Annotated in this window: 20 protein-coding genes and 1 other RNA gene; 13 read left to right on the plus strand and 8 right to left on the minus strand. The window is 63.0% G+C overall.

All coding sequences use genetic code 11. From position 1 onward, the window contains the following. Positions 1–85: 85 nt before the first annotated feature. A complete protein-coding gene (gene mdeB / locus ACNFCI_RS13760; RefSeq protein ID WP_416768021.1) occupies positions 86–2,782 on the plus strand; it encodes an alpha-ketoglutarate dehydrogenase in 2,697 nt (898 codons plus the stop codon). Between the two features lie 64 nt (positions 2,783–2,846). Here mdeB and ACNFCI_RS13765 read toward each other — a convergent pair whose 3' ends face one another. Next, the gene (locus ACNFCI_RS13765) at positions 2,847–3,284 is read right to left on the minus strand and encodes a YhcB family protein (RefSeq protein ID WP_084857237.1); all 438 of its coding nucleotides are present in this window, start codon (positions 3,282–3,284) and stop codon (positions 2,847–2,849) included. Positions 3,285–3,419: 135 nt separating this feature from the next. On the opposite strand from ACNFCI_RS13765, the gene ACNFCI_RS13770 reads away from it, so the two are divergent. From ACNFCI_RS13770 to zapE, 3 genes are all read left to right on the plus strand, one after another. Beyond that, the gene (locus ACNFCI_RS13770) at positions 3,420–4,055 is read left to right on the plus strand and encodes an alpha/beta hydrolase (RefSeq protein WP_084857239.1); all 636 of its coding nucleotides are present in this window, start codon (positions 3,420–3,422) and stop codon (positions 4,053–4,055) included. 25 nt (positions 4,056–4,080) lie between these two features. Further along, positions 4,081–5,430 carry a tryptophan--tRNA ligase gene (locus ACNFCI_RS13775; protein WP_084857242.1) on the plus strand — a complete coding sequence of 450 codons (1,350 nt, stop codon included), beginning with the start codon at positions 4,081–4,083 and terminating at the stop codon, positions 5,428–5,430. An 84-nt stretch (positions 5,431–5,514) separates the two neighbouring features. Continuing rightward, positions 5,515–6,609, plus strand: coding sequence for a cell division protein ZapE (gene zapE, locus ACNFCI_RS13780; RefSeq protein WP_084857244.1), 1,095 nt, complete (start codon positions 5,515–5,517; stop codon positions 6,607–6,609). Between the two features lie 119 nt (positions 6,610–6,728). On the opposite strand, the gene ACNFCI_RS13785 is transcribed toward zapE, so the two are convergent. Both ACNFCI_RS13785 and ACNFCI_RS13790 read right to left on the minus strand, forming a co-directional pair. Then, positions 6,729–7,625: a GlxA family transcriptional regulator gene (locus tag ACNFCI_RS13785; RefSeq protein ID WP_172403018.1), complete on the minus strand. Its 897-nt coding sequence runs from the start codon at positions 7,623–7,625 to the stop codon at positions 6,729–6,731. Between the two features lie 298 nt (positions 7,626–7,923). Beyond that, complete coding sequence (locus tag ACNFCI_RS13790; RefSeq protein ID WP_084857246.1) at positions 7,924–8,964, minus strand: NADP(H)-dependent aldo-keto reductase; 1,041 nt, start codon at positions 8,962–8,964, stop codon at positions 7,924–7,926. Positions 8,965–9,221: 257 nt separating this feature from the next. On the opposite strand from ACNFCI_RS13790, the gene rplM reads away from it, so the two are divergent. The 7 genes from rplM to ACNFCI_RS13825 all read left to right on the plus strand — a co-directional run bounded on the left by rplM (position 9,222) and on the right by ACNFCI_RS13825 (position 14,087). Beyond that, positions 9,222–9,650, plus strand: a complete 429-nt coding sequence (gene rplM, locus ACNFCI_RS13795) for a 50S ribosomal protein L13 (protein ID WP_043207468.1) — start codon at positions 9,222–9,224, stop codon at positions 9,648–9,650. A 14-nt stretch (positions 9,651–9,664) separates the two neighbouring features. Further along, on the plus strand, positions 9,665–10,057 hold the full coding sequence (gene rpsI, locus ACNFCI_RS13800; RefSeq protein WP_054893989.1) for a 30S ribosomal protein S9: 393 nt from the start codon (positions 9,665–9,667) through the stop codon (positions 10,055–10,057). Between the two features lie 267 nt (positions 10,058–10,324). Further along, positions 10,325–10,918: a ubiquinol-cytochrome c reductase iron-sulfur subunit gene (gene petA, locus ACNFCI_RS13805; protein ID WP_084857248.1), complete on the plus strand. Its 594-nt coding sequence runs from the start codon at positions 10,325–10,327 to the stop codon at positions 10,916–10,918. Further along, complete coding sequence (locus ACNFCI_RS13810; protein ID WP_084857251.1) at positions 10,918–12,129, plus strand: cytochrome b; 1,212 nt, start codon at positions 10,918–10,920, stop codon at positions 12,127–12,129. Before petA ends, ACNFCI_RS13810 begins: the two co-directional genes overlap by 1 nt. After that, positions 12,129–12,911, plus strand: coding sequence for a cytochrome c1 (locus ACNFCI_RS13815; protein ID WP_084857253.1), 783 nt, complete (start codon positions 12,129–12,131; stop codon positions 12,909–12,911). The genes ACNFCI_RS13810 and ACNFCI_RS13815 overlap by 1 nt, the downstream gene beginning before the upstream one ends. A gap of 122 nt (positions 12,912–13,033) precedes the next feature. Beyond that, entirely contained in the window at positions 13,034–13,657 is a 624-nt protein-coding gene (locus ACNFCI_RS13820; RefSeq protein WP_084857255.1) for a glutathione S-transferase N-terminal domain-containing protein, read from the plus strand. Between the two features lie 10 nt (positions 13,658–13,667). Continuing rightward, positions 13,668–14,087, plus strand: coding sequence for a ClpXP protease specificity-enhancing factor (locus ACNFCI_RS13825; RefSeq protein WP_084857257.1), 420 nt, complete (start codon positions 13,668–13,670; stop codon positions 14,085–14,087). Positions 14,088–14,139: 52 nt separating this feature from the next. Here ACNFCI_RS13825 and ACNFCI_RS13830 read toward each other — a convergent pair whose 3' ends face one another. The 5 genes from ACNFCI_RS13830 to ACNFCI_RS13850 all read right to left on the minus strand — a co-directional run bounded on the left by ACNFCI_RS13830 (position 14,140) and on the right by ACNFCI_RS13850 (position 17,885). After that, a complete protein-coding gene (locus ACNFCI_RS13830; RefSeq protein ID WP_084857259.1) occupies positions 14,140–14,358 on the minus strand; it encodes a YgdI/YgdR family lipoprotein in 219 nt (72 codons plus the stop codon). An 81-nt stretch (positions 14,359–14,439) separates the two neighbouring features. Then, the gene (locus ACNFCI_RS13835) at positions 14,440–15,018 is read right to left on the minus strand and encodes a BON domain-containing protein (protein WP_084857260.1); all 579 of its coding nucleotides are present in this window, start codon (positions 15,016–15,018) and stop codon (positions 14,440–14,442) included. Further along, positions 15,015–15,608 (minus strand): phosphoheptose isomerase, encoded by a 594-nt coding sequence (locus ACNFCI_RS13840; protein ID WP_043207486.1) that lies wholly within the window; start codon positions 15,606–15,608, stop codon positions 15,015–15,017. The genes ACNFCI_RS13835 and ACNFCI_RS13840 overlap by 4 nt, the downstream gene beginning before the upstream one ends. 88 nt (positions 15,609–15,696) lie before the next feature. Further along, a complete protein-coding gene (locus tag ACNFCI_RS13845; RefSeq protein ID WP_084857262.1) occupies positions 15,697–16,068 on the minus strand; it encodes a YraN family protein in 372 nt (123 codons plus the stop codon). After that, positions 16,068–17,885 (minus strand): penicillin-binding protein activator, encoded by a 1,818-nt coding sequence (locus ACNFCI_RS13850; RefSeq protein WP_368829344.1) that lies wholly within the window; start codon positions 17,883–17,885, stop codon positions 16,068–16,070. The genes ACNFCI_RS13845 and ACNFCI_RS13850 overlap by 1 nt, the downstream gene beginning before the upstream one ends. Before the next feature lie 187 nt (positions 17,886–18,072). On the opposite strand from ACNFCI_RS13850, the gene rsmI reads away from it, so the two are divergent. Both rsmI and rnpB read left to right on the plus strand, forming a co-directional pair. Further along, positions 18,073–18,948, plus strand: coding sequence for a 16S rRNA (cytidine(1402)-2'-O)-methyltransferase (gene rsmI, locus ACNFCI_RS13855; RefSeq protein WP_368829343.1), 876 nt, complete (start codon positions 18,073–18,075; stop codon positions 18,946–18,948). 67 nt (positions 18,949–19,015) lie between these two features. Beyond that, an RNA gene (gene rnpB / locus ACNFCI_RS13860) (RNase P RNA component class A) lies at positions 19,016–19,375 on the plus strand. Positions 19,376–19,478 lie beyond the last annotated feature (103 nt).

The raw sequence follows: 19,478 nt of genomic DNA on the forward strand, positions 1-19,478 counted from the left end.
GGCAAGGGCTTCGCGGGACAAGCCCGCTCCTACAGGGACCGCGAAATCAGACAGTGATGCGTTTGTTCTGCGAAGGGGACACCCGATGGTGGCAATGATCAACCCGAACGAGCCATCCTCGGCTCAAGATGTCGACCTGGACAGCGACCCGGCCGAAACGGCTGAATGGTGCGATGCACTCGAATCCACGCTGGCCCATTGCGGCCCGGCGCGGGCACGCTACCTGTTGCAGCGCCTGCAGAGCCATGCCCTGGCGCTGGGCCTGGCGCGCGATGCCCTGCCGTTTTCCGCCTACCGCAACACCTTGCCGGTGGAGCAGCAGGGCGCCTATCCCGGTGATCTGGAACTGGACGAACGCATCACCGGCATCCTGCGCTGGAACGCCCTGGCCATGGTGGTGCGAGCCAACCACGCCTATGGTGACCTGGGCGGGCATATCGCCAGCTACGCTTCGGCTGCGGAGATCTTCGAGGTCGGCTTCCAGCATTTCTTCCGCGGCGAAGGCGGTGGAGAACAGCGCACCGGCGATCTGGTGTTCTTCCAGCCCCATTCGGCACCGGGCATCTATGCGCGTGCCTTTCTCGAAGGGCGCCTGAGCGAGGCGCAACTGGCCAACTATCGCCAGGAGGTCACTGGCAATGGCCTGTGCTCCTATCCACACCCCTGGCTGATGCCCGATTTCTGGCAATTTCCCACCGGCTCCATGGGCATCGGCCCGCTCAATGCAATCTACCAGGCGCGCTTCATGCGCTACCTGCAGCATCGCGGCCTGGCCGACACAGACTCGCGGCATGTCTGGGGCGTGTTCGGAGACGGCGAGATGGACGAGCCGGAATCCATCGCCGGCTTGACCCTGGCGGTGCGGGAGGGGCTGGACAACCTGACCTTCATCGTCAACTGCAACCTGCAGCGGCTGGATGGCCCGGTACGCGGCAACGGCCAGATCATCCAGGAACTCGAGGCACTGTTCAGTGGCGCCGGCTGGAATGTGATCAAGGTGCTCTGGGGCTCGGAATGGGACCCGCTGTTCGCCCGCGACCATGAGCACGTGCTGCTGCGCCAGCTGGCCGCGACGCCGGATGGGCAGTATCAGACCCTCGGCGCCAAGGACGGCACCTACAACCTCGAGCACTTCTTCAACCAGCACCCGGCCCTGCAGCGGCTGGTGGCGCACATGAGCGCCGAGCAGATCAACGCCCTCAAACGGGGTGGCCACGATTTTCGCAAGTTGCATGCGGCCTACGCTGCGGCCAAGGCCTGCAAGGGCCGGCCAACGGTGATCCTGGCCAAGACCAAGAAGGGCTACGGCATGAGCAGTGCCGGCGAATCAAGGATGACCGCGCACCAGGCCAAGAAGCTGGATGTCCAGGCGCTGCTGGCGTTTCGGGATCGCTTCCACCTGCCGTTATCGGACGAAGCGGTGGCGCAGTTGCGCTTCTATCGCCCGGCAGACGACAGCCCGGAAATGCTGTACCTGCACCAGCGTCGTGCGGCTCTCGGTGGGCCTTTGCCTGTACGGCGCAGCGATTGCCCCCGACTGCCGGTGCCTGACCTGGCAACCTTCGGCGACTTCGCCCTGCAGGCCCAGGGCAAGGAGATGTCCACCACCATGGCGGCGGTGCGCCTGCTTGGGCATTGGCTGAAGGCGCCAGGGTTGGGGCCGCGGGTAGTGCCCATCGTCGCGGACGAGGCGCGTACCTTCGGCATGGCCAGTCTGTTCCGGCAGATCGGCATCTACTCGTCCTGCGGGCAACGTTATGAGCCGGAGGATGCAGGTTCTCTGCTGACCTACCGGGAAGCCAGGGACGGTCAGTTGTTGGAGGAGGGCATCACCGAAGCTGGGGCGATTTCCTCGTGGGTGGCTGCGGCAACGTCCTATGCGGTGCATGGTGAGCCCATGCTGCCGGTGTACATCTACTATTCGATGTTCGGCTTCCAGCGGGTCGGCGACCTGATCTGGGCGGCCGCGGACCAGCGTGCTCGCGGCCTGTTGCTGGGCGCCACGGCCGGGCGTACCACCTTGGGTGGCGAAGGGCTGCAGCACCAAGACGGTTCGAGCCTGGTGATGGCGGCGCTGGTCCCCAATTGCAGAGCCTGGGACCCCTGCTTTGCCGGTGAGCTGGCGGTGATCCTCGACCATGCCGCCCGGCGCATGCTGGTGGAACAGCAGGACGAGTTCCATTACGTGGCGGTGATGAACGAAAACTACCCACAGCCTTCGCTCCCCGAGGGCAAGCATGCGGATGTGTTGCGCGGCATGTACCTGTTCGCCAGCCAGCACGCGCTGCAGTCGCGTGGCACGGTGCGGCTGCTGGGCTCGGGTGCAATCCTGCGCGAGGTCGTCGCCGCCAGTGAGCTGTTGGCCACCGAATGGCAGGTCGACAGCGAGGTGTTCAGCGTGACCAGCTACAGCGAACTGGCCCGCGAGGCGCGGGATGCGCAGCGTGCGTCGGTACGTGGGCACGGCGGTGGGCAGGAAAGCCATGTAAGCCGTTGCCTAGCCGGTGATGCGCCCGTGGTCGCGGCCAGCGACTATGCGCGGGCCTGGCCGCAGTTGATTGCCGAATATGTACAGGCGCCCTATATGACCCTCGGCACCGACGGCTTCGGGCGTAGCGACACCCGCCCGCAATTGCGGCGCTTCTTCGAGGTGGACCAGTACAGCGTGGTGATGGGAGCGTTGTACAGCCTGGTCGGGCAGGGGCGGTTGAGTGAGGAGGTGCTGGCGCAGGCGAGGGAGCGGTATGGGGTGGGCGAGCGTATGGCTCCCTGGTATTGCTGAGGCGAGGGCGTAGCCCGCCCGGCGGCATCAATGAAAAAGGCCTCTTGCGAGGCCTTTTCGATGTTCAGCGCTTGAGCCCGTAGCTCTCGTCGAGCATGCCCGGCGAGTTCGGTGCCTTGGGCGCGTAGTCGCGTGGTACCTCGGCGGTGTCCTTCGGCGGGGTCAGGCGGTCACGTGGGCCCTGCGCGGCTTCAGAGTGCAGCGCGGCCAGCAGGCGCTGGCGGGTCAGGTCATCCAGGGCCAGGCGGTTGGCACCGTCGGCCAGGTGGTCCTGTACGTCCTGGTAGCTCTGGGTCAGTTTCTTGACCAGGGCTGCAGTGCTGTTGAAATGGGTGACCACTTCATTCTGGTAATTGTCGAAACGCTGCTGGATATCATCCAGCTGGCGCTGGGTATTGCTGGGCGCTGCGTTGGGCAGCAGGCGGGCCACGACGAAGCCGACCACCACGCCGACGACGAGGGCCAGGGTCGGCAACAACCAAACAAGGAGCGAGAGTTCCACGAGTCCTTCCTCTATAAACGGCTTTGCTTTACGTTAACGGCTCAGACCTGCGCTGTATACCGCGAGCGATCGCAAATCAGAACAGAATTCTTCAGCTAGACGAGTCGACCCTTCCCGAGGTCACGGAGTTGTGCCTTGCTTATCCGCGAAACCCCCTTGTTCATCGATGGTCCCTGCGGCCAGCTGGAAGCCTTGTACCTGGATGTGGCCGATGCCCGCGGTGCGGTGCTGATCTGCCACCCGAACCCGGTGCAGGGCGGTACCATGCTCAACAAGGTGGTCTCGACCCTGCAGCGCACTGCCCGCGATGCCGGCTACATCACCTTGCGCTTCAACTACCGTGGCGTGGGCCAGAGTGCTGGCAGCCATGACATGGGCGCCGGCGAAGTCGCCGATGCCGAGGCCGCCGCCACCTGGTTGCGTGCCAAGCATCCTGGCCTGCCGCTGGTGCTGATGGGCTTCTCGTTCGGCGGTTTCGTCGCCGCCAGCCTGGCCGGTCGCCTGGAGGTCGATGCCGTCGAGCTGCAGCATCTGTTCATGATTGCCCCGGCCGTGATGCGCCTGAGCGAGCAGTTCCCGCTGCCCCAGCGTTGCCCGCTGACCGTGGTGCAGCCGGAAACCGACGAAGTCGTCGACCCACAGCTGGTATACGACTGGTCCGACAAGCTGCCGCGCCCCCATGAGCTGCTGAAAGTGGCAGAATGCGGACACTTCTTCCATGGCAAGCTGACCGATCTGAAGGATCTGGTGCTGCCGCGTCTTTCGAACTGAGCCAAGCCTGATCAAGCGATAACCCATGACTACGCGCATCCTCACCGGTATCACCACCACCGGCACCCCGCACCTGGGCAACTACGCCGGCGCCATCCGCCCGGCGATCCTCGCCAGCCAGCAGCCCGGCGCCGACTCGTTCTACTTCCTGGCCGACTACCACGCCCTGATCAAGTGCGACGACCCGCTGCGTATCCAGCGCTCGCGCCTGGAAATCGCCGCCACCTGGCTGGCCGGCGGCCTGGACCCAGCCAAGGTCACCTTCTACCGTCAGTCCGATATCCCCGAGATCCCCGAGCTGACCTGGCTCCTGACCTGCGTGGCCGCCAAGGGCCTGCTCAACCGCGCCCATGCCTACAAGGCCTCCGTGGACAAGAACGTCGAGGCCGGCGAAGACCCGGACGCCGGCGTGACCATGGGGCTGTTCAGCTACCCGGTGCTGATGGCCGCCGACATCCTGATGTTCAATGCCCACAAGGTGCCGGTTGGCCGCGACCAGATTCAGCACGTGGAGATGGCCCGCGACATCGGCCAGCGCTTCAACCACCTGTTCGGCCAGGGCAAGGACTTCTTCGCCCTGCCGGAGGCTGTGATCGAGGAAAGCGTGGCCACCCTGCCGGGCCTGGATGGCCGCAAGATGTCCAAAAGCTATGACAACACCATCCCGTTGTTCACCAGCGCCAAGGACATGAAGGATGCCATCTCCCGCATCGTCACCGATTCCCGTGCCCCGGGCGAGCCGAAGGATCCGGACACCTCCCACCTGTTCACCCTATTCCAGGCCTTCTCCACCCCGGCGCAGTCGGCCGAGTTCCGCGAAGAGCTGCTGCAGGGCCTGGGTTGGGGCGAGGCCAAGCAGCGCCTGTTCCAGTTGCTCGACGGCCAGCTGGCCGGGCCTCGCGAGCAGTACCACCAGCTGATCGCTCGCCCTTCGGACCTGGAAGACATTCTCCTGGCTGGTGCCGCCAAGGCCCGCAAGATCGCCACGCCGTTCCTCGAGCAGCTGCGCGAAGCTGTTGGCCTGCGTTCCTTCCGCACCGCCGTGCAGGTGTCCACCGAAGTGAAGAAGAAGGCTGCCAAGAGCGCCCGCTTCGTCAGCTTCCGTGATGAAGACGGCAGCTTCCGCTTCCGCCTGCTGGCCGCCGATGGCGAGCAATTGCTGCTTTCGCGCCGCTTCGCCGATGGCAAGAGCGCCGGCGCCGTGAGCAAGCAGCTGCAGCAGGGCGGTGACGCTGATGTGCGCGTCGAAGGCCTGGGTTTCTCGCTCTGGCTGAACGGCGAGCAGGTTGCCGACGGGCCGCAGTTCGATAGCGTCGAGGCCCGTGATTCGGCCATCCAGAGCCTGCACGAGGCCTTGGCGCCGCAGCAGGGCTGAGGCAATTCGCCGCAACGCCAATTGCCATTATGCGGGCCTGTCGCTACAGTGACGGCCCGTTTTTTGTTGCCTCGCTAACGAATCATGACGCCCCTCGAACGATATCAAGCAGATCTGAAACGTCCCGACTTCTTCCATGATGCGGCGCAGGAAACTGCGGTGCGTCACCTGCAGCGCCTGTACGACGACCTGCTGGCGGCGCAGAACAACAAGCCGGGCGTGTTCGGCAAGCTGTTCGGCAGGAAGGAACAGGCGCCGGTCAAGGGCCTGTACTTCTGGGGTGGGGTAGGGCGAGGCAAGACCTACCTGGTCGACACCTTCTTCGAGGCGTTGCCCTTCAAGCAGAAGATGCGTACGCACTTCCACCGCTTCATGAAGCGTGTGCACGAAGAAATGAAGACTCTCAAGGGCGAGAAGAACCCGCTGACCATTATCGCCAAGCGCTTCTCCGAGGAAGCCAAGGTGATCTGCTTCGACGAGTTCTTCGTTTCCGACATCACCGATGCCATGATCCTCGGCACCTTGATGGAAGAGCTGTTCAAGAACGGCGTGACCCTGGTGGCGACGTCCAACATCGTCCCCGATGGCCTGTACAAGGACGGCCTGCAACGCGCGCGCTTCCTGCCGGCCATCGCCCTGATCAAGCAGAACACCGAAGTGGTCAACGTCGACAGCGGCGTCGACTATCGCTTGCGCCACCTGGAGCAGGCCGAGCTGTATCACTACCCGCTCGACGATGCCGCTCACGAGAGCCTGCGCCAGAGCTTCCGGGCATTGACACCCGAGTGCACCCAGGCGGTCGAGAACGACGTGCTGGTGATCGAGAACCGCGAGATCCAGGCCATCCGCACCTGCGACGACGTTGCCTGGTTCGACTTCCGCGCCCTGTGCGACGGCCCGCGCAGCCAGAACGACTACATCGAGCTGGGCAAGATCTTCCATGCCGTGCTGCTGAGCAACGTCGAGCAGATGGGTGTGACCACCGACGATATCGCCCGCCGTTTCATCAACATGGTCGACGAGTTCTACGACCGGAACGTGAAGCTGATCATCTCGGCAGAGGTGGAGCTCAAGGACCTGTACACGGGCGGGCGTCTGAGCTTCGAGTTCCAGCGCACCTTGAGCCGCCTGCTGGAGATGCAGTCCCACGAGTTCCTGTCCCGCGCGCACAAGCCTTGATTGGGTGAAAAGGGGTCGCTTCGCGGCCAATCGCCGGCCAGCCGGCTCCCACAAGTTCTGCGCTGGACTTGTGCGAGCCGGCTGGCCGGCGATTGGGGGGCGAAGCGGCCTTTTTTGTTTCAGGCTTCCTGCATGAACTGCTGCCGATACTGGTTCGGCGACAGTTCGGTATGCTGGCGGAACAACCGCGCAAAGAAGCTGGCATCGTCATAGCCCACTTCGTAGCTGATGGTCTTGATGCTCTTGCGGGTGCTCGAGAGCAAGCCCTTGGCCGTCTCGATGCGCAGGCGCTGCAGGTAGTGCAGGGGCTTGTCACCGGTGGCGCTCTGGAAGCGACGCATGAAGTTGCGAATGCTCATGCCGTGGTTGCGCGCCACGTCCTCGAACCGGAACTTGTCGGCGAAGTGCTCCTCCAGCCAGTGCTGGATCTGCAGGATGATCAGGTCCTGGTGCAGCTTCTGCCCGCCGAAACCCATGCGCCCCGGGGTATAGCTGCGCTGGACCTCGTAGAGAATGTCCCGTGCCACGGCGCGGGCGACGTTGGCGCCGCAGAAACGCTCGATCAGGTAGATGTACAGATCGCACGCCGAGGTGGAGCCGCCTGCGCAGTAAAGGTTGTCGGCATCGGTCAGGTGCTTGTCCTGGTTCAGGCGCACGTTCGGGAAGCGCTCGGCGAAGCTGTTGAAGAAGCGCCAGTAGGTGGTCGCCTCCTTGCCGTCGAGCAGGCCGGCCTCGGCGAGCCAGAACACGCCACTGGCCTCGCCACACAGCACGGCGCCGCGGGCGTGCTGTTCGCGCAACCACGGCAGGACCTGCGGGTAGCGTTGCTGCAAGATGTCGAAGTCTTCCCAGAACGCCGGGAGAATGATCACGTCGGCATCACCCAGGCCACCATCGACCGGCACCTGCACGTTGCTGAAACTGTCCACGGGTTTGGCGTCCGGGCTCACCAGGCTGATGTCGAACATCGGTTGCAGGCCCAGGCCCAATTGCTTGCTGTAGCGCAGGCTGGCCAGGTGGAAGAAGTCCTTGGCCTGCATGAGGGTCGAAGCGAACACCTTGTCGATGGCCAGGATGCTGACGCGCCGCAGCGACGCGGAGGGTTGGGTGAACATCATTGTCATTGTTCTTATAGGGTAGAGTGGTCAATCACCGGCTGGATCGTCTTATTTTTTGGCGGTTGTGTCTACCCTGGCATACCGCGCGGGTTCCTTGGCGGATATACCCGCTCCCACAAGTGCTCGACAGGCCAGAAGGGCAGCGAGGCCCAGTGGGAGCGGGTTTACCCGCGAAGAGGGCGGTACGGGGCTGCGCTCAAGGCGCCGGGTTGGGCTGCTCCTGATGGATCGCCTCGATGGCCGCGAGCAGTTCGTCGCTCAGGGTCAGGGCCAGGCTGTCCAGGTTGCTCTGCAATTGCTCCACGCTGGTGGCGCCGAGGATATTGCTGGTCACGAACGGTTGGCGGGTCACGAACGCCAAGGCCATCTGCGCCGGGTCCAGGCCATGGGCCCGGGCCAGTTGTACGTAGCGGCTGCAGGCCGCCACGGTCTGCGGGTTGGAGTAGCGGGCGAAGCGGCTGAACAGGGTCAGACGCGCACGCTCCGGCCGGGCACCGTCTTCGTACTTGCCCGAGAGCATGCCGAACGCCAGAGGCGAATAGGCCAACAGCCCGCACTGTTCACGTATCGCCACTTCCGCAAGGCCCACCTCGAAGCTGCGGTTGAGCAGGTTGTAGGGGTTCTGGATCGACACTGCTCGCGGCCACCCGCGGGTTTCGGCCAGGTGCAGGAACTTCATCGTGCCCCAGGGCGTTTCATTGGACAGGCCGATGTGGCGTATCTTGCCCGCGCGCACCTGCTCGTCGAGCACTTCCAAGGTTTCTTCCAACGGCGTGAAATGATCGTGCGGCAAGTGCTGGTAGCCCAGCTTGCCGAAGAAGTTGGTGCTGCGCTCGGGCCAGTGCAGCTGGTACAGGTCGATGCGGTCGGTGTGCAGGCGGCGCAGGCTTTCGTCCAGGGCGGCGACGATGTGCTGGCGGTTGTGCTTGAGCTGGCCATCGCGGATGTGGCTGATGCCGTTGCCGGGGCCGGCCACCTTGCTGGCCAGGACCCAGTCGTCGCGATCGCCATGGCGGCGGAACCAGTTGCCGATGATGCGCTCGGTGGCAGCGTAGGTTTCCGGGCGCGGGGGCACCGGGTACATCTCGGCGGTATCGATGAAATTGACCCCACTGGCCTTGGCCAGGGCGATCTGGGCGAAGGCTTCGGCCTCGTCGTTCTGCTCGCCCCAGGTCATGGTCCCCAGGCACAGGGCGCTGACGTTGAGGTCGGTACGGCCGAGCTGGCGGTATTCCATCAGGTATCGTCTCCTTGCAAATGAAGCCATCAAATCAGGTTGAAATTTTTTGCGCAATCTGGATAATTCTGCCCCTCTCCGTGTGGCGGAAGTGATGCACCACCATGCAGGAGGAACCCTTGTCGAACATTGGACGCGCCGACCCGAGCCCCCAATAGCGTCCGTGTGCGGCTGCGCGCTTGCCCTTGGCAAGCTGTGCACTATCCAGTAAGATTCGCCGTCTATTTTTCGCTGGGCGGCCTCTGAGGCTTTAGAGAATGAAAACTTTTACTGCTAAACCGGAAACAGTAAAGCGCGACTGGTACGTAGTTGACGCCGCTGGTCAGACCCTGGGTCGTCTGGCTACCGAAATCGCTCGTCGCCTGCGTGGCAAGCACAAGCCAGAATACACCCCTCACGTTGACACCGGCGACTACATCGTCGTCATCAACGCCGAGCAGGTACGTGTCACTGGTGCCAAGACTTCGGACAAGATGTACTACTCCCACTCCGGTTTCCCAGGCGGCATCAAGGAAATCAGCTTCGAGAAGCTGATCGACAAAGCCCCTGAGCGTGTTATCGAAACTGCGGTCAAAGGCATGCTGCCGAAGAACCCGCTGGGTCGCGACATGTACCGCAAGCTGAAAGTGTACGCGGGTGCTGCTCACCCTCACACTGCTCAGCAGCCTCAAGAACTGAAGATCTAACGGGATAGTTCATTATGTCGGCGACTCAAAATTACGGCACTGGCCGTCGCAAGACCGCAACCGCTCGCGTTTTCCTGCGTCCGGGTACTGGTAACATCTCCATCAACAACCGTCCTCTGGACACCTTCTTCGGCCGCGAAACCGCTCGCATGGTTGTTCGCCAGCCGCTGGAGCTGACCGAGACCGTCGAGAAGTTCGACATCTACGTCACCGTCGCCGGTGGTGGTGTCAGCGGTCAGGCCGGTGCGATCCGTCACGGTATCACCCGTGCGCTGATGGAATACGACGAAACCCTGCGTGGCGCCCTGCGTCGTGCTGGCTACGTCACCCGCGACGCTCGTGAAGTCGAGCGTAAGAAAGTGGGTCTGCGTAAAGCGCGTAAGCGTCCTCAGTACTCCAAGCGTTAATACCGCTTCGGCAGTCGAAAAAAAGCCCGGTTCCATATTTGGAACCGGGCTTTTTTTATGTCTTGAACTAACCTGTCAGCATGTCAGTGACGACTTGCCGCATAGACACAGATCAAGCAAAGCGAGGGTTGCAGCCCGACCGGGGGGTAATCACCTTGTCAGTGTGTGGACTTGTTCCTTACCATTGCGGCCAATTTTTAGTGCCACAGACATTACTAAGTAGATGCCTGATCCAACAGGCCAAAGCAGCTGATGGGAGAGGACTGAATGAGCAATGACGGCGTCAACGCAGGCCGGCGCCGCTTCCTCGTAGCCGCCACATCCGTGGTAGGCGCAGCGGGGGCAGTGGGGGCTGCGGTACCGTTCGTGGGGTCATGGTTCCCCAGTGCCAAGGCGAAAGCCGCAGGTGCACCGGTGAAGGTCAATATCGCCAAGGTCGAGCCGGGTCAGCAGATGGTGGCTGAGTGGCGGGGGCAACCTGTTTTCATTGTGCGACGAACCGAGGAGATCCTCGGCAACCTGAAGAAGATCACCGGGGATTTGTCCGACCCCGAGTCCAAGTCGTCGGTGCAGCCGACCTATGTCGATCCGCAGAACCGCGCCATCAAACCCGAGATCCTCGTGCTGGTCGGTCTATGCACCCACCTGGGCTGCTCGCCCACGTTCCGTCCTGAAGTGGCGCCCGCCGACCTGGGGCCGAAATGGGTGGGGGGCTACTTCTGCCCTTGCCACGGTTCGCACTACGATCTGGCTGGTCGCGTCTACAAGGCGCAGCCGGCACCTCTCAACCTGCCAGTGCCTCCGCACTCGTACGAGTCGGATGACATCATCGTCATCGGCGTCGATCAGGAGAACGCATGATGAGCAAGTTCATGGACTGGATTGATGCTCGCTTCCCCGCTACCAAGATGTGGGAAGACCACCTGAGCAAGTATTACGCGCCCAAGAACTTCAACTTCTTCTACTTCTTCGGCTCCCTGGCCTTGTTGGTGCTGGTCAACCAGATCGTCACTGGCGTCTGGCTGACCATGAGTTTCACGCCGTCGGCCGAAGAGGCGTTCGCCTCGGTCGAATACATCATGCGCGACGTGGAGTACGGCTGGATCCTGCGCTACCTGCATTCCACCGGTGCTTCGGCGTTCTTCATCGTGGTGTACCTGCACATGTTCCGCGGGCTGCTCTATGGCTCGTACCAGAAGCCGCGCGAGCTGGTCTGGCTGTTCGGCATGCTGATCTACCTGGCACTGATGGCCGAGGCGTTCATGGGCTACCTGCTGCCCTGGGGCCAGATGTCCTACTGGGGCGCACAGGTGATCATCTCGCTGTTCGGTGCCATTCCGGTGATCGGCGACGACCTGACCCAGTGGATCCGTGGTGACTACCTGATCTCGGGCATCACCCTGAACCGCTTCTTCGCCCTGCACGTGATCGCCTTGCCGATCGTCATCCTGGGCCTGGTGGTGCTGCACATCCTGGCGCTGCATGAGGTGGGTTCCAACAACCCCGATGGCGTCGACATCAAGAAGAACAAGGACGAGAACGGCGTGCCGCTCGATGGCATTCCTTTCCACCCGTACTACACCGTGAAGGATATCGTCGGGGTGGTGGTGTTCCTGTTCGTGTTCTGCGCCGTGGTGTTCTTCTTCCCTGAAATGGGTGGCTACTTCCTGGAGAAACCGAATTTCGAGCAGGCGAACGCGTTCAAGACCCCCGAGCACATCGCGCCGGTATGGTACTTCACGCCGTTCTACGCGATCCTGCGTGCCGTCCCTGACAAGCTGTTCGGCGTCATCGCCATGGGCGCCGCCATTGCCGTACTGTTCGTGTTGCCCTGGCTTGACCGCAGCCCCGTGCGCTCCATGCGCTACAAGGGCTGGCTGAGCAAGATCTTCCTGCTCGTGTTCTGCGTGGCCTTCATGATCCTGGGTGTGCTGGGCGTACTGGCGCCGACGCCGGGTCGGACCTTGCTGTCGCAGGTCTGCACCGTGCTGTATTTCGCCTACTTCCTCCTGATGCCGTTCTACACCAGGCTCGAGAAGACCAAACCGGTTCCGGAAAGGGTGACTGGCTGATGAAAAAGCTAATAGCAGTATTGTTCCTGGCAGTGATGCCCGCCTTGTCCTTTGCCGCCAGCGAGCACGGCCCGGTGCTGGACAAGGTCGATATCGACCTCACCGACAAGGCCGCCATGCAGGACGGTGCGCGTACCTTCGCCAACTATTGCATGGGGTGCCATAGCGCCAAGTTCCAGCGTTACGAGCGGGTCGCCGACGACCTGGACATCCCGCACGAGCTGATGCTCGAGAAGCTGGTGTTCACCGGGGCCAAGATTGGCGACCACATGAAGATCGGCATGCAGCCCGACGATGCCAAGACCTGGTTCGGTGCGGCGCCGCCGGACCTCACCCTGGTCGCCCGCGTGCGCGGCACCGACTGGCTGTACACCTACCTGCGCAGCTTCTATGAGGACAAGTCGCGTCCTTATGGGGTGAACAACAAGGTGTTCCCGAACGTCGGCATGCCTAACGTGCTGGTGGGCTTGCAAGGCAACCAGGTGATCGGCTGCAAGCAAGTGCAGACTGTGGTCGACGGCAAGAAGCAATTCGACCCGCTGACCGGCAGCCCATTGACCCATGAAGCCTGTGACCAGCTGACCATCGAGCCGAATTCCGGTACCCTGACGACCGAGCAGTTCGACGAGAAGGTCAAGAACCTGGTGACCTTCCTGGCCTATTCGGCCAACCCGGTCAAACTGGAAAGCCAGCGCATCGGTACCTATGTGTTGCTGTACCTGGCTTTCTTCTTCGTGTTCGCCTACTTGCTCAAGCGCGAATACTGGAAGGACGTGCACTGATCACGCAGTAGTTTCTGGTAGTTGAACGCGCCCTGGGGCGCCCCTTCGCGATTGCGTCGGGGTCCTCCAGGGCGCGTTTGCATTTGGAGTTTCACAAGCATCCCCATGCGAGGAGGCGCTACATGGGCGCAACCAACAGGTTAGCCTGCTATTCCGACCCCGCTGATCATTATTCTCATCGGGTACGCCTTGTTCTCGCCGAGAAGGGCGTCAGTGTACAGATTGTCGACGTCGACCCCGGTCGTCTGCCGCCCAAGCTGGTCGAAGTGAACCCTTACGGCAGTGTGCCGACGCTGGTCGATCGTGACCTGGCGCTCTACGAGCCCAGCGTGGTGATGGAGTACCTCGAGGAACGTTACCCGCACCCGCCCTTGATGCCGGTCTACCCGGTGGCCCGGGGCAACAGCCGCTTGCTGATGCATCGCATCCAGCGCGACTGGTGCGTGTTGGCGGACACCATCCTCGACCCGCGCAGCACGGATGCGGCGCGTGCCGAGGCGCGCAAGGCGCTGCGCGAAAGCCTGACAGGCGTGTCGCCGTTGTTCGGCGAGTTCTCCTGCTTCATGAGTGAGGAGCAAAGCCTGGTCGATTGTTGTCTATTACCCATATTGTGGCGGTTGCCGGTCATGGGTATCGAATTGCCGCGGCAGGCCAAGCCGCTATTGGATTACATGGAGCGGCAGTTTGCCCGCGAGCCTTTCCAGGCGAGCCTGTCCGCTGCAGAACGTGAAATGCGCAAGCTTTAAGGAGCCGTTGATGAACTCCAGTCGCCCCTATCTGGTTCGAGCGCTGTACGAGTGGATCGTCGACAACGATTGCACCCCCCACATGCTGGTCAACGCTGAATATCCGGCTGTCCAGGTTCCCCAGGGATTCGCCAGTGACGGCCAGATCGTCCTGAACATCTCCCCCAATGCCGTGCGCAGCCTGCACATGGATAACGACGCCGTGAGCTTCGAAGGTCGCTTCAGTGGTGTGGCCCATTCGCTGTTCGTGCCGGTGGGCGCGATCCTGGGCATCTATGCCCGGGAGAATGGCCAGGGCATGGTGTTCGAGCTGGAGCCGCCGTTGATGGGCGGCGACGATCTGGACGACGAAAGCGTCGAGCCGGATGACGATGGCCCGCCCGAGCCACCGCGCCCGAGTGGCCGGCCCAGCCTCAAAGTGGTCAAGTAAACAAAAAAGGCGATCCGGATGGATCGCCTTTTTTGTGTCGCGGGGCCTGTGATTACAGATCCTTGATGCTGCGCACCTGGTCCTTGTTGACGCGGGTGCGTTTGCCGTCCAGTTGCTCGAACTCGTAGAAGCCCGAATCGGCGTCGTATTCTGGGGCGTCGGTGGTCTGGAATTCGCGGCCGTCGTTGAGGGTGATCTGGCTCGGGGTGGAGCAGCCGGCCAGGGCGGCGAAGGCGCCGATTGCAAGGACGGACAGCAGGGACTTCTTCATGGGTACTTCCTGGGTTTTGGTTGAACGCTGTTGTTGCCAGTCATGGCCTCATCGCCGGCAAGCCGGCGATGCAGTTGGGTATCAATCGATGTATTCGAACAGCTTGACGATCTTCTGCACGCCCGACACACCCTGGACCACGTTGGTGGCGGCGTTGGCTTCCTGTTGGGTCACCAGGCCCAGCAGGTAGACGATGCCGTTCTCGGTGATCACCTTGATGCGCGTGCTTGGTACGTTGGCATCGCCAAGCATTTGTGCCTTGATCTTGGTGGTCAGCCAGGCGTCATTGTTGCGCGCCAGGATCGAAGAGGGCTGCATGACCTGCAGTTCGTTGTGCACCTTCTTGACCCGCTGTACCTGGCCTGCGGTTTGTTCGGCCAGGCTCTTGAGGTCGGCGCGCGGGGTCTGGCCGGCCAGCAGGACGATGCCGTTGTAGCTGCTGACGACAATGTGCGAGCCTTTGTCGAGGTCCGCGTTGGCCTTGGCGATATTCACCGAGACCTTGGTTTCGATCAGCGAGTCGTCGATCTTGCTGCCGATGGTGCGGGTGCCGCGATCATCCTCGATGGGCGAATTGCGAGCCGAGGTCAGTACCGAGCTGCAGCCGGAGATGCTCAGGCACAGGGTCAGGGCCATCAGGCCAAGGCGCTTGGGGATCATTCTTCACTCCCGAACAGTTGGCTGTCGATCAGGTCGCACAGGCAGTGGATCGCCAGCAGGTGGACTTCCTGGATTCGCGCGGTGACGTTCGACGGCACGCGGATCTCCACATCTTCAGGCAGCAACAGCGAGGCCATGCCGCCGCCGTCACGCCCAGTCAGTGCCACGACGATCATTTCACGGTCGTGCGCGGCCTGAATCGCTTGTATCACGTTGGCGGAATTGCCGCTGGTAGAGATCGCCAGCAGCACGTCGCCCGGTTGGCCCAGGGCACGGATCTGCTTGGAGAAGACTTCGTTGTAGCTGTAGTCGTTGGCGATCGAGGTCAGGGTCGAGCTGTCGGTGGTCAGGGCAATGGCCGGCAAGCTGGGGCGCTCGCGCTCGAAGCGGTTGAGCAGCTCCGAGGAGAAGTGCTGCGCGTCGCCGGCCGAGCCGCCGTTGCCGCAGGCAAGCATCTTGCCCTCGTTGAGCAGCGCATTGACCATGACCAGGCTGGCCTGCTCGATGTGGGGTGCCAGGATGTCCATCGCCTGTTGCTTGGTATCGATGCTGGCCTGGAACAGCCGGCGAATTCGGGATTGCATGTCCATCTGGTGTGACCTTAAGTGGGGCGGTGGCCGACGCGACGCGCGACAGGAACCAGCCCGCGAAACATAGAGCTAAAAAATCGGAATGGGTTCAGCATTCGAAGGCGTTTTTCAGCCATTGCAGCGGCTGGCCCGCGTGGTGGCTGCCCTGCAGGGCGACAACGTCGAAGCGGCAGGGTTGGTTGGCCCAGCGCGGCTCCTTCTGCAGGAACAGGTTGGCGGCTAGCGCCAGTCGCTTCTGCTTGCGTCTGTCGATGCTGCCGACGGCGCCGCCGAAGGCCGCATGCAACCGGTAGCGGACTTCGACGAATACTACTGTATCGGCGTCGAGCATGACCAGATCGAGCTCACCGCCCTTGCATCGCCAATTGCGCGCCAGTAGTCGCAGGCCATGTCCTCGAAGGTATTCGAGGGCATGGTTTTCCGCGGCAAGACCTGCGCTGGAAGGCGATGCGTCGGGCATCAGCGTGGGGTGTCCGGCAGGCGCTTGACCTGGCCACCGGAGAACTCGGCCCAGGGCAGTTGGCGCTCGACGCGCTGGCTGGGGCTCATGGTCAGGCTGCCGGAGAGACCTTCGATGCGGTTGTCCGGCAGGGCCTTCAGCTGGCCCAGGCGAGGGGCCAGGCTGTAGGCGTCCACGCCCATGGCGTAGAGGCGGCCGAGGCTGCCGGCCGCCTGGGGCCACTGCTGGACCACCTGCTGGCGCAGGCTGTTGCTGCTGTCGAGCAGCCAGGGGGTCTCGCAGAAGCGGATGCCGTTCATGTCGTTGTACTGGTTCACGTCACCGCTGGCGCTGTAGAGGTTGGAGGTGGCGTAGACCGGCACATCGCCTGCGTACTGGAAGTTCAGGGTCGGCTTGATCTGCTGGGCCTGCTGTGGGGTGGAGGCGAGGAAGATGAAGTCGATGTCCTGGCGACGCGACGGTTGCGCGGCGATATTGCCGCCAACGGTGCTCTGCAGGCTCTTGGCACGACCTTCGCTCTGGCGCAGTTGGAACAGCTCGGCAATCTGCTGGGCCAGGGCGACCGGCTGGGCGATGCGTTCGGCGGCCAGCAGTGTGCCGCCATGGCCTTCCCAATCCTGGCGGAAGGCGGCGAGCACGCGATCGCCCCACTCACCGCTCGGTACCAGGGCTACGGCGCGGACCAGGCCATCGGCGCGGGCACGTCGCGAGACTTCGCGGGCTTCGTCCTCGGCGGCAAGGCCGAACTGGAACAGCTGGGGTGGTGCTTTCTGGCCGGCATCGGCGTAGTTCAGTGCCAGGGTGGTGATCGACAGTTGCGGGTTGGCCGCGAGCTTCTTCACCAGTGGTTTTTCCAGCGGGCCGACCACCAGCTGCACGCCGGCGGCCTGGGCCTGGCGGTAGAAATCGTCCAGCGAGGTCAGGCGCGAGCTGTCGAACACCTGTACGGCAGGAGCCGGCTGACCGGATTGCTGGGCCTGGAAGTGGGCCGCCATGAAGCCGTCGCGCAGGGCGCGGGCGACGCCGGCCAGCGGGCCTTCCTGGGGCAGCAGCAGGGCGATCTTGGTCAGCGGCTGGCTGGCCAGCTCCTTGAGCTTGACCAGGGCCAGGGGCAGTTGCTTGGCGGCAGGGTGTTCCGGGTGCTGGTTGCGCCAGGTGTCGATGGCGGCCTGTTGCTGCTCCAGGGTGCCGGCGCTCTTCACCGCCAGGGCCAGGCTGGTCCAGCCGGCCAGGGTTTCGTTGGCGGCGGGCTGTTGCAGCTGTTCGGCCGGCAGCGAGGCGACCAATGCCCAGATCGAGTCGTTGTTGGCGGCAGCAGCCTGGTCGCTGAGCAGAGGCGCGAGCAACACGCGCTGTTGGGCGGCGGCCAGTGCCTGACCATCGGCCTCGAGGGCGGCGGCATGGACGCTGTAGGTGCGTGCCTGCTGCTCCTGCGGCAGTTCGCCCAGGCGCTGCAGGCTCGGGTGGGCGAGGGCGGTCAGGGCGGCCTTGGGCTGGTTGCGGCTCATGGCGAGCTCGGCAGCGAGGGTGCTGGCGAACACCTGCTGGGCAGGCTTGAGCGAGTCCAGCGGGACCTGCTCGAGAATGCGTGCGGCGCGTGGGTAGTCCTTCTGCTTGTAGGCCAGGTCGGCGGCGCTCAGGCGCAGCAGGGCGGCATCTTCAGCGGACTTGCTGGTGGCGGCCTTGTCGAGCAGTTGCTCGATGCTGGCATCCGGGGTGCGTGGCAGTTCGCCCAGGCTGGATGAGGGCGAGCTGGCGCAGGCTGCCAGCAGGGCAGCCAGGCAGAGGGCTGTGAACAGCCGCAGGCAAGCGATCATGTAAAAGTCCTATTACTCGATCAAGTTGGCCGGCAATTGTACCCAAGCGTCGGCCGGGGTGCGATGTCGCTGACGTTGATCCTTCAATATAGGTCGCCTTGCGGGGCTTGCCGGTGAAGTTCTTTGCGCGTTGTTGCGGGCGCTCGGGCTACAATGGCGCCTTTGATCCACATGACAGGTATGCGCAGTGACTGATGGTGCAGGGGCTTCGAAATCCACGGTGGGCACGCTTTACGTGGTCGCCACGCCAATCGGCAACCTCGACGACATGAGTGCCCGGGCCCTCAAGGTGCTGGCCAACGTGGCGCTGATCGCCGCCGAGGACACCCGTCACTCGGTGCGCCTGCTCCAGCACTTCGGCATCGATACGCCTCTGGCCGCCTGCCATGAGCACAACGAGCGCGACGAGGGTGGGCGCTTCATCACTCGCCTGCTGGCCGGTGATGACGTGGCCCTGGTGTCCGACGCGGGCACGCCGTTGATTTCAGACCCCGGCTACCATCTGGTGCGCCAGGCGCGCGCCGCCGGGGTGCAGGTGGTGCCGGTGCCGGGCGCTTGCGCCTTGATCGCCGCGTTGTCTGCGGCCGGCCTGCCGTCGGACCGGTTCATCTTCGAAGGTTTCCTGCCCGCCAAGGCGGCTGGCCGTCGCGCGCGCCTGGAGCAGGTCAAGGAGGAGCCGCGTACCTTGATCTTCTACGAGGCGCCGCACCGTATCCTCGAGTGCCTGGAGGACATGGAAGCGGTATTCGGCGCGCAGCGCCCGGCGGTGCTGGGCCGTGAGCTGACCAAGGCCTTCGAGACGCTCAAGGGGTTGCCGTTGGGTGAGTTGCGAGCCTTCGTCGCAGGCGACAGCAACCAACAGCGTGGTGAGTGCGTGGTTCTGGTGGGCGGCTGGAGTGCTCCCGAGGACGAGCAGGCCATCGGCAGCGAAGCGCAGCGCGTGCTGGACCTGTTGCTGGCGGAGCTGCCACTCAAGCGTGCGGCTGCACTGGCGGCGGAAATCACCGGTGTGCGCAAGAATCTGCTCTACCAAGTGGCATTGGAAAAACAAAAAACGCAGTAGTGGCAAAGTGACATAGTTCATCGTGTCACTTGTTCTTGGGCGCTTGTGCCGTTAACCTTGTCGGCGGAGAGTCGATTGGACAGTCGCTGCCTTCTTTTGTTCCGCAAAAGAGGGGGGAGGAAAGTCCGGGCTCCATAGGGCAGAGTGCCAGGTAATGCCTGGGGGGCGCGAGCCTACGGAAAGTGCCACAGAAAACAACCGCCTAAGCACTTCGGTGCCGGTAAGGGTGAAAAGGTGCGGTAAGAGCGCACCGCGCGACTGGTAACAGTTCGTGGCTAGGTAAACCCCACTCGGAGCAAGACCAAATAGGGTTCCATACGGCGTGGCCCGCGTCGGAACCGGGTAGGTTGCTAAAGGCGTCCAGTGATGGCCGTCGTAGAGGAATGACTGTCCTCGACAGAACCCGGCTTACAGATCGACTCTCCACCTCCTTCCTTCCCTGCTTGAATCGTCAGCAGATACGTCCCGGTAATACCAAAAAAATCTTACTCTTAATAAATCACTTTAAGTTCTCACTCTATCCGCTTGAG

The organism is Pseudomonas sp. NY15356 (genome assembly GCF_048068175.1).
Lineage (GTDB): Bacteria > Pseudomonadota > Gammaproteobacteria > Pseudomonadales > Pseudomonadaceae > Aquipseudomonas > Aquipseudomonas putida_K.